Origin of the sequence: Paenibacillus sp. YYML68 (assembly GCF_027923405.1) — a bacterium.
In the GTDB taxonomy this organism is placed as follows: Bacteria; Bacillota; Bacilli; order Paenibacillales; family NBRC-103111; genus Paenibacillus_G.
The window spans coordinates 683,009-690,000 of sequence record NZ_BQYI01000001.1 but is presented as its reverse complement, the minus strand read 5'-3'; the positions used below and the strand labels follow the sequence as shown (position 1 = coordinate 690,000).

Annotated in this window: 9 protein-coding genes; all 9 read right to left on the bottom strand. The window is 54.7% G+C overall.

The window, feature by feature from the left end:
* Positions 1 to 241 precede the first annotated feature (241 nt).
* On the bottom strand, positions 242 to 1,738 hold the full coding sequence (gene lysS, locus PAE68_RS03065) for a lysine--tRNA ligase (protein ID WP_281883949.1): 1,497 nt from the start codon (positions 1,736 to 1,738) through the stop codon (positions 242 to 244).
* A gap of 77 nt (positions 1,739 to 1,815) precedes the next feature.
* Entirely contained in the window at positions 1,816 to 2,292 is a 477-nt protein-coding gene (gene greA / locus PAE68_RS03060; protein WP_281883946.1) for a transcription elongation factor GreA, read from the bottom strand.
* A 192-nt stretch (positions 2,293 to 2,484) separates the two neighbouring features.
* Positions 2,485 to 3,477: a tRNA dihydrouridine synthase DusB gene (gene dusB, locus PAE68_RS03055; RefSeq protein ID WP_281883944.1), complete on the bottom strand. Its 993-nt coding sequence runs from the start codon at positions 3,475 to 3,477 to the stop codon at positions 2,485 to 2,487.
* Between the two features lie 46 nt (positions 3,478 to 3,523).
* Positions 3,524 to 3,754, bottom strand: coding sequence for a helix-turn-helix domain-containing protein (locus PAE68_RS03050; protein ID WP_281883942.1), 231 nt, complete (start codon positions 3,752 to 3,754; stop codon positions 3,524 to 3,526).
* Positions 3,736 to 4,260: a 2-amino-4-hydroxy-6-hydroxymethyldihydropteridine diphosphokinase gene (gene folK, locus PAE68_RS03045; protein WP_281883940.1), complete on the bottom strand. Its 525-nt coding sequence runs from the start codon at positions 4,258 to 4,260 to the stop codon at positions 3,736 to 3,738. The genes PAE68_RS03050 and folK overlap by 19 nt, the downstream gene beginning before the upstream one ends.
* A gap of 4 nt (positions 4,261 to 4,264) precedes the next feature.
* Positions 4,265 to 4,627, bottom strand: a complete 363-nt coding sequence (gene folB / locus PAE68_RS03040) for a dihydroneopterin aldolase (RefSeq protein ID WP_281883938.1) — start codon at positions 4,625 to 4,627, stop codon at positions 4,265 to 4,267.
* On the bottom strand, positions 4,627 to 5,481 hold the full coding sequence (gene folP / locus PAE68_RS03035; protein WP_281883935.1) for a dihydropteroate synthase: 855 nt from the start codon (positions 5,479 to 5,481) through the stop codon (positions 4,627 to 4,629). The genes folB and folP overlap by 1 nt, the downstream gene beginning before the upstream one ends.
* 18 nt (positions 5,482 to 5,499) lie before the next feature.
* Positions 5,500 to 6,414 (bottom strand): aminodeoxychorismate lyase, encoded by a 915-nt coding sequence (gene pabC, locus PAE68_RS03030; protein WP_281883933.1) that lies wholly within the window; start codon positions 6,412 to 6,414, stop codon positions 5,500 to 5,502.
* A complete protein-coding gene (gene pabA, locus PAE68_RS03025) occupies positions 6,411 to 6,992 on the bottom strand; it encodes an aminodeoxychorismate/anthranilate synthase component II (RefSeq protein ID WP_281883930.1) in 582 nt (193 codons plus the stop codon). The genes pabC and pabA overlap by 4 nt, the downstream gene beginning before the upstream one ends.

The following is a 6,992-nucleotide window of genomic DNA, read 5'->3' as shown; positions in this document are numbered from 1 at the left end:
CTAGTCGATTGCAAGTCTTTTTTTAAATCTTTTTTTCGTGCTTCGTATCAAGACTCTACCTTCACCTTCGATTCATGCTTGTCCGACTCGCGGCCGGAAGAACAATATACCATGTTCAATCTATGAATGCAAGCTTATCATGAAATTAATCATACAGCCCGCTTCACGGCATGACACATTAGCAACATAAAGAAGAATGCGCAGCCCATAAGACCGCGCGTTCCCCCCACCCCCAACCTCTCTACTCGCCCTGACGCTCGCGCATAAGCGGGAACAACAGCACGTCGCGAATGGACGGCGCATCGGTCAGCAGCATGACCAGACGGTCAATGCCGATACCGAGCCCCCCCGTTGGTGGCATGCCGTACTCCAGCGCTCGGATGAAATCGTCATCCATCTCGTGCGCCTCGTCGTTGCCCTGCTCCTTCTCCACCAGCTGCGCCTCGAACCGCTCGCGCTGATCGATCGGATCGTTCAGCTCGGTGAACGCATTCGCATGCTCACGCGCAACAACGAACAGCTCGAAGCGATCGGTGAATCTCGGATCGTCCTTGCTTTTTTTCGCGAGCGGGGAGATGGCAACCGGATGTCCGGTAATGAACGTAGGCTGAATCAATGTCGACTCGACGAACGTCTCGAAGAACTGGTTCACGATGTGACCATAGGTCATCATCGGCTCTACCGGCACCTTGTGCTCCTTCGCCAGACGATGCGCCTCTTCATCGCTCATCTGAACGCTGAAGTCAACACCGACCACTTCCTTGATCGCATCCACCATCGTTACGCGTCTCCACGGCGGAGCCAGGTTAATCTCTTGACCCTGATACTGTATCGTCGTCGTGCCGAGTACCTCTCGGGCGATATGCGCGATCATCTCTTCCGTCAGCTTCATAATATCTTGATAATCTGCATACGCCTCATACAGCTCGATCATTGTGAATTCTGGGTTGTGTCGCGTCGAAATGCCTTCATTCCGGTACACGCGCCCGATCTCATACACCTTCTCCATACCGCCGACGATGAGACGCTTCAGATGAAGCTCAATTGCGATTCGCATATACAGCTGCATGTCCAGCGCGTTATGATGCGTGATGAAAGGACGAGCCGCCGCACCTCCTGCAATCGCGTGAAGCGTTGGCGTCTCCACCTCTAGGTAACCGCGAGCATCCAGATAGCGACGCATCGACTGGATAATGCGGGAACGGGCAATGAACGTCTGCTGTACGTCCTGATTCATAATCAGATCGACGTAGCGCTGACGATAGCGCAGCTCGACGTCCTTCAGGCCGTGATATTTCTCCGGCAGCGGAAGCAGCGACTTCGCCATAACCTCAACGCTCTTCGCCTTCACCGACAGCTCGCCAGTCTTCGTCTTGAACACGGTGCCGTGCACCGCGATGAGATCACCGATGTCAAGCAGATCATAAGCCTTGTACTGCGTCTCATCCATAGAATCTGCACGTACGTAGATTTGGATCTTGCCCGTAATATCCTGCAGATGCGCGAAGCCCGCCTTCCCCATCTCCCGCTTCTGCATAATACGTCCGGCAATACGCACCTCCGCATTGAGTGCCTCGAGGTCTTCCTTGGATTGCTCGCCATAGGCGCTCGCGACGTCCGCTGCGTGATGCGTCACCTCGAACTTCTGCCCGAACGGATCAACCCCCATCGCACGAAGCTCGTCCAGCTTGTTGCGTCTAATCTGCAGCAATTCATTTAATTCTAACTCGACAGTCATGAGATTCTCTCCTTGAATCAATCGTTTTTTATAGGCAAAAAAGCTTCCGGTGGAAGCTTCTGCGTGTTCACGTTCAATTACTTCTTAATTTCAACAATTTCATATTGAATGATGCCTGCAGGAACGTTCACGTCTACAGTGGAGCCTTTGCGCTTACCGAGAATCGCTTTGCCTACCGGGCTTTCATTCGAAATTTTATTGTGAAAAGGATCAGATTCAGCTGTGCCAACAATCGAGTATTCGAGCAAATCGCCAAATTCCAAGTCCTTAAGGATCACTCTGGAGCCGACGCTGACCGTATCGGTGTCAACCTCATCATTATTAATGATTCGTGCGTTGCGGAGCATCTTCTCAAGCGTGATGATACGCCCTTCGACGAATGCCTGCTCGTTCTTCGCATCCTCATACTCAGAGTTCTCGCTTATATCTCCGTAGCCAATCGCAACCTTGATCCGCTCCGCGACTTCACGGCGCTTGACCGATTTCAGATGCTCAAGCTCTTCCTCGAGCTTTTTTAACCCTTCCGGAGTAAGAATGACTTCTTTTTCGCTCATTTGCAACGATCTCCCGTCGTGTGAAAGATTTTCGTAGGACCAGCTCCACCGAATATGAGTTCACAGTTCTACTATATGAACGCGCAGGAGGTTGATGACTCCCGCCGACCCTAATGACTATTGACTGATTATATTGCAACCCTATCTAAATGTCAATGTCAACCAATTGCCCGCCGGAAGCCGTTCTGCCCGTCATTGCATGATAGATTCCCGCTCATCCAGCGACTCAACGAAGTCGTTCAGCAGCTGGATCATCGCCTCCCGCTTCGTCTGCTCCATAAGGGCATCCTTAACACGAGCTGCGCCGTGCAGCCCCTTCAAGTACCAAGCCAGATGCTTGCGCATCTCCTTCACGGCTACGGCCTCACCCTTCAACGCAGTTAATCGGTCAAGGTGCAGGATGGCAATCCGAATCTTCTCGTGCGGCGTCGGGTCTGGAGGAAGCTCACCCTTCGTCAAGTATTGAATCGTCCGGTACAGCATCCACGGATTGCCAAGTGCCGCGCGACCGATCATAACGCCATCCACCCCGGTATATTCGAGCATCCGCTTCGCATCCTCCGGCGTGAATACATCCCCGTTACCGATGACTGGAATCGATACGGACGATTTGACCTCTTTAATAATGTCCCAGTTCGCTTGACCTGTATACATCTGCACGCGGGTACGGCCGTGAATGGCAACGGCTGCGCCGCCTCCGTTCTCGACAGCCTTCGCATTTTGTAGCGCGTAGATATGGTCGTCATCCCAGCCTATACGCATCTTCACCGTCAGTGGCTTGCTTACCGCCTTCGATACGGTGGACACCATCTGCTCGATTTTACCGGGATCCAGCAGCCAGCGTGCGCCGGCGTCGCATTTTGTAATTTTGGGGACGGGACAGCCCATATTGATATCAATAATATCCGCATTCGTATGCTGGTCGACATACTTCGCCGCTTCAAGAAGCGTCTCCGTATCTCCGCCGAATATTTGCAGACTGAGTGGCTTCTCGCGATCATCCACGTACAGCATCTCAAGCGTACGGTGGTTGCCGTGCAGAATCGCCTTGTCGCTCACCATCTCAGCGCACACAAGTCCGCAGCCGAATTCCTTGGCGATCAGTCGAAATGCCGGATTACAGACGCCGGCCATTGGCGCGAGTACGACCTTGTTCGGCGCTGTCACATTGCCGATCGTTAACATCAGGCTCACTCCTTTCTAGCTGTTCTTATTGATTGCTTATGCATGGTTAATTCGCCCGATCACTCTTCAGCTGAAGAGACGGAGCTAGTTCCTCAGGGTCGATGCCAAGCGTTTCCGATATTTTACGAATCATCTTCAGGTCTGCCTTGCGCGTTCCCCGCTCAATGGAGCCGAGCACAGCAATGGAGACATCAAGACGCTCAGCCAGCTCGTTTTGCGTATAGCCCTTCAGCTTGCGAAATGCGCGGATGCGCTGGGCTAGCACGTTTTTTTCCATAATCGTACGCCTTCCTTTCCTTCTACCCGTTCTAGCTGCTCTCCCCATCGTCCCGCGCGAGCAGTCTCCACCTGCTCCATCACTTCAAGCAGCGGAATGAGCACGAACGCCCGTTCGGTCATGCGGGGATGCGGAACAATGAGCTCATCGCTCATATGCTCCCAGTCTTCGTAGAGCAGCAGGTCAAGATCCAGCGTTCTCGGACCCCAGCGCACCTCGCGCCTCCGGCCGAGCTGCCGTTCCACCTGCTGAAGCGCAGCGAGCAGCAGTGTTGGAGACAGCGGCGTTCGGACTGCGACTACCATATTGAGAAAAGCCGGCTGCTCCACATATCCGACCGGGTCCGTCTCATACATACCGGATTGTCCAGCCAGGTCGATGTCAGGCCGTGCCGTCATCTTACGAATGGCCTCGAGCAGGTAGCCTTCACGGTCACCTAGGTTAGAGCCAAGGCCGATATAGGCGAGATGGCGGGGCTCACGCGGCATCGCGTCGCTTTCATTCATGCATTCAAGCCCGCTTTCTATAAATTTCAGCCGCTACTCCTTCAAAATGGATCGCTACGGGCGGATGAGGCTTATGCACCCGTATCGTAACGGCATGTATATCAGTATAAGTTCGAAGCACCTCGGATGCAATATGTTCTGCGAGCGCCTCGATCAGCTTGTACGTCTTCTGCTCCACGATGTCCTTAATTAAGGTGTGCACGGCTGCATAATTAACGGTATCCTCAAGCGCGTCGGATTGCCCCGGCTTATCCAGCGGCATGTGCAGCTCAGCATCGACATAGAACCGCTGTCCGAGCTTATTCTCCTCTGGGAATACGCCGTGATTGCCATAGAAGGCCATTCCCTTCATGATGATCTTGTCCATTATGAACACGTCCTCCTTCTCACGATCGCATCGGTCATCTGCGCCGTCTTGCGCATCTCGCGCACATCGTGCACCCGCATGATGCCGCAGCCCTGTACAATGCCGAGTGCTACCGTCGCAGCGGTCCCCTCCAGCACGTCGTCCGCTGATGCATCCAGCGTGAGCCGAATCATGCTTTTGCGCGAGGTACCGAGCAGTACAGGATAGCCCAGCTCACAGATGCGGTCCAGCTCGCCCATCAGCTGGAGATTGTGCGCATACGTCTTGGCGAAGCCGATGCCTGGGTCGAGAATAATCTGATCATCCCGAACGCCCGACTGGTGCGCACGAACAACTGTTGCCTTCAAGTCCTCGATAACATCCTGTATAAAATTAGCATACACCGCTTCCGGGCGATTATGCATCAGCACGATCGGACATCCGAAGCGAACGGCGAGCTCCCCCATTCGCTCCCCCTTCTGCAGTCCCCAGATGTCGTTCAGCATCGTCGCTCCGGCTCGCAGCGCCGCCTCTGCCGTCTCCGCCTTATACGTATCAATGGAGATCGGCAGCTGAATGCCCGCCTCGCGGATCGCACGAATGACCGGAAGCACACGGCGCTGCTCCTCCTCCGCATCGACATAAGCCGCGCCCGGCCTTGTCGACTCGCCGCCGACGTCTAATATGTCAGCCCCCTCTGCTGCCATCTGTCTGGCGCGTTCGACAGCGGCTTCGACATGTGCATACTGTCCACCGTCGGAGAATGAATCCGGTGTGACGTTCAAGATCCCCATGATCAGCGTACGTTCGCCGTATTGGAGCTGATGATCACCACATTGCAGCGTAACGACCGGTCGATTGTAGTGAAGCTTCATCTAACTGCCCTCCGTATTTCAATTCTCCTCTTGCTGCTGTGCGGTTAATGCCGTTGCTCGTCGATACCGTTGCTGCAGCTGCTCCGTTATCGGCCCGGCTGCACCTTGGCCATCGCCTCCAACCGAGGCGACCGCCCCGTCCGTATCATACAGCCTTGCGACCGGCACCATTTCCTGAATCGAATTGGTCAAAAACACTTCGTCCGCCTGCAGCAGCTGCTCCCAGCGATACCGCCCCTCCTGCACCTCGAGCCCGAGCTGCTCGGCAGTCTCCAGCACGAAGCGGCGTGTAATACCCGGAAGCAGCCCCGTCTCTACAGCCGGCGTATGCACCACACCGTCCCGAACGAAGAACACGTTGCTGACAATCCCTTCGCACAGATGACCCTGCACATCGAGGAACAGACCTTCTGCTCCCATCGCCCAAGGGTAGCCGCTCAGCTCGCGCTTCGCGACGATATTGTTCATATAATGAAGCGACTTCAGTCTGATTGCGCCCTCTGGGGTGCTGCGGCGCTGCTTCAGCAGCTGAAGCGACTTGCCAGCGCGGCCTGTGGAGCTCGTGACCGCCGTCGCAGCAGGCAGCGGCTTAATATAGATCATATCCGTCGGCTTCACGTAATCGCCGGCAGGCAGGCCGAGCGCTTCCTCGCCTGCTGTTACGGTCCAGCGAATATAGGCATCCTCGAGCTGATTGGCGACGAGCAGCGCCTGGATTCGTGACCGCAGTCGCGTCTCCTCCGGCTCCAGGACGATACCGAGCTCCTGACACCCAGCGAACAAACGTTCGATGTGCCATTCCAGTAAGAACGGCCTGCCACCGTACGTTCGGAACGTCTCGAACAAGCCGATACCATAGAGAAAGCCGTGGTCATAGAAGGAGACCACGGCTTCACCATCTTCAATAAGAGTTCCGTTCCAATCGAGAATCATGCGCGACTCGCTGCCGTCCTTTGCAGGAAGTTACGCAGCATCTGATGCCCATGCTCCGTAATGATCGACTCCGGGTGGAACTGGACGCCTTCGATCGGATACTCCTTATGGCGCAAGCCCATGATCTCGCCCTCGGCTGTCTCTGCGCTGATCTCCAGGCAATCCGGAAGCGTCTCCTTCTTGACGATCAACGAATGATAACGAGTTGCGATGAACGGGGAAGGAAGACCCGCGAATACCGTACGGTTGTCATGGAATATCTCAGACGTCTTGCCGTGCATGAGACGCTCCGCCCGAATTACATCACCGCCGAACACTTGTCCGATCGACTGATGACCGAGGCACACGCCCAGAATCGGCACCTTGCCCTTGAAATGCTCAATAAGCGCCAGACTAATTCCCGCTTCATTCGGCGTGCAAGGGCCCGGCGAGATCAGAATATGATCTGGCTTCAGCGCTTCGATACCAGCCAAGTCGATCTCGTCATTACGACGCACCTCTACCTGCTCACCAAGCTCACCCAAATATTGCACCAGATTGTACGTAAACGAATCGTAGTTATCAATGACCAGTATCAT

Bases quoted from the DNA above. Each gene is read 5' to 3' on its own strand.
- folK (WP_281883940.1), bottom strand. From the start codon at position 4,260: ATGAATGAAAGCGACGCGATGCCGCGTGAGCCCCGCCATCTCGCCTAT.
- pabC (WP_281883933.1), bottom strand. From the start codon at position 6,414: ATGATTCTCGATTGGAACGGAACTCTTATTGAAGATGGTGAAGCCGTG.
- PAE68_RS03050 (WP_281883942.1), bottom strand. From the start codon at position 3,754: ATGGAAAAAAACGTGCTAGCCCAGCGCATCCGCGCATTTCGCAAGCTG.
- dusB (WP_281883944.1), bottom strand. From the start codon at position 3,477: ATGTTAACGATCGGCAATGTGACAGCGCCGAACAAGGTCGTACTCGCG.
- folB (WP_281883938.1), bottom strand. From the start codon at position 4,627: ATGGACAAGATCATCATGAAGGGAATGGCCTTCTATGGCAATCACGGC.
- pabA (WP_281883930.1), bottom strand. From the start codon at position 6,992: ATGATACTGGTCATTGATAACTACGATTCGTTTACGTACAATCTGGTG.
- greA (WP_281883946.1), bottom strand. From the start codon at position 2,292: ATGAGCGAAAAAGAAGTCATTCTTACTCCGGAAGGGTTAAAAAAGCTC.
- folP (WP_281883935.1), bottom strand. From the start codon at position 5,481: ATGAAGCTTCACTACAATCGACCGGTCGTTACGCTGCAATGTGGTGAT.
- lysS (WP_281883949.1), bottom strand. From the start codon at position 1,738: ATGACTGTCGAGTTAGAATTAAATGAATTGCTGCAGATTAGACGCAAC.